1 protein-coding gene and 1 pseudogene are annotated in these 2,204 nt (G+C 50.2%); both read left to right on the top strand.

All coding sequences use genetic code 11. From position 1 onward, the window contains the following. Nucleotides 1-179 (top strand): annotated as a pseudogene (locus C5B91_RS20880) (DNA-binding protein); the annotation flags it as partial. 1,533 nt (nt 180-1,712) lie between these two features. After that, a partial coding sequence (locus C5B91_RS22820) for a hypothetical protein (protein WP_233547835.1) occupies nt 1,713-2,204 on the top strand: 492 nt, incomplete at its 3' end.

The raw sequence follows: 2,204 nt of genomic DNA on the forward strand, positions 1-2,204 counted from the left end.
AAAGCGGGCAGGTGAAGCTGATGAGTTGGAAAGCCTCGGACGTGCCGTGGATTCGCGAGGGCGAACGCGTGCGGATTCACGGGGCGGCGCGGAACTGGTACGATGGGCGTGTCTCGATTGCCCTGACGGGGTGGACGACCGTGCACTTCCCCGAACGCGACGCCTGGTGGGACGCCTAACGGCGCGAGGCAGCCCTCTTTTTTGTTGGTGGCCGGGCCGACCCAGACCCCACCGCCCCACCCTCCGCTCCGTGCTCGCGGCCGCTGCGCGCGCAGCCACGACCTTAGTCTATACTCAACACCGAGATCGATGTTCATGGCGGCAACCTCCTGTTATGAACAGCAAGCTCTGTTGAAGTCCTTATACTTTGACAAAACCCGCGTGACACAGACAGAGGGTGGGTTCAGCACTTACGAAGCACCACATTAGCGACTATTCTAACTCACGAGTTGAACTGATTTACCACGGTGATTTCCCGTACTGTCCCCGGTAATACGCTCGTACAAAGAAGGCAACCATCAGGATCACACCGACAACTGTGAGTCCTTTATCCAGCAAAGAACCGTCTGGGACTAGGTGAAAGCGGAAAAACATGATAAGCGCTACGAGAGCAACTAAGACACCACTTTTCCATCGACGGGCAATCAATGATGAGGTGTTCAACGAAGGCACTATCAAATATTAATAGTGGTTGATAATAAGTCGATTGGGTAGTGGGAGATACGCGCCCTGTATTCAGCAGCGATCTCAAAAACTATCAATGCTTGTAGAGTCCAGCAGGAGCAAGACAACACACAAGTGAGGGCTTACAACTACCCTACTGAGGCACTCTACCGAGACGATTACCCAGTAGGTACAGCGGCCCACCGAACAGTAATAACAGCAATGAGGCACCCCCGCTCACAAACGAATACGACACTAGATTAATCTCCCCCCGATTGATGCTAAAGAAGCTAAATAAGATGACGAAGACGACAACGACCTCACCCAGTAAGAGAAGTCGTCGCTTACGTTTCGGTTTTACAGTTCCCAGAACGAATTGGAGACTCAACACCACTGAACCGAAGAGAATCCATTCTTGAAACTGAAGTCTGGTGAAATCTCCAGTTCGAAGTTGCCATGAGGCGAGTATGGCTACAAAGGTTATCGTGGCGGCGCTAAGGCTTGTAAGAACTGCTCGTCGCTTCGTGATTTGCTGTGGTTGGTCTTGACGCCAGAATTGTATCGTTACGAGAGTTACGAGACTAACTGAGAGTGTACCAATAAGAAACAGTACAAACTCGAATACACCGACGATTCCCCACGCACTTGGCAGAAGACCTATCGTTGTTGCAAATCCGTATCCGGAGAAGAAGAACCCAATTGTGAACATCATCGCGAGGATGAAGTACGTCATGAGTTCGTCTCCTTGAGGAGTCGAAAATGAAGTCCCTGAGTTCTGCATGAAGCTATTTCTAATATGCTGCATCTGACAGACATTAAGTACTTTCTTGAACACCCGATTTTAGCTTTCGTCACCTGTTCACATTAGGTAGCTATTCAGTACTCGCCGGTCAGATGTGTTTCTCACGACCGACTTGCGCGCTCTATTCAGTACGGCCTCAACAAAGTATCAGGACTGAGGATTTCAACAGGAGCCGAACAGCAGGAATCACGGTCTAATAACGTGAGGTCCAGAAGTACTATAAAACATGTATTTGTAGTGACTTATCATGGCTGGAAATGTCTTTCTCGTCCCGTGTGACCCCGGAAACTTCCGCGAAACAGTTCTAACCCACGTTGAATTGGATGACTATCCGGATCACCCTGCTGCACTTTCCAACCTTGAGTCTGTCCGGTTCTGGGGTGCCCGTGATGGTGAGAGTAACCGAAACTACTTCGAGAAAATGGAGTCAGACGATCTTGTATTGTTTTATCAGGATGGTCAATACGTAGGTGTTGGGTTCGTTGGGCTAACATTTGAGGATTCTTCCGATTGGGCAAGCACAACGTACTGGCGGAACGCACCGTCGAATCTCATCTACACGATTACTGAGTTTGACGAGGTCGCTGTTCCGCGGGCTGCTGTCAATCGAATCTTTGGGTATGACGATGAGTACTATCCCCAGGGATTAATGCGGGTTGCTTCAGGTCGCGTCAGCCGTCGACCAGTCGTAATCAAGCGAGCGGTAACAGAATTCTATGCAAAGCATAGCCCGCGACAA

Source organism: Haloferax sp. Atlit-10N, assembly GCF_003586325.1.
In the GTDB taxonomy this organism is placed as follows: domain Archaea; phylum Halobacteriota; class Halobacteria; order Halobacteriales; family Haloferacaceae; genus Haloferax; species Haloferax prahovense.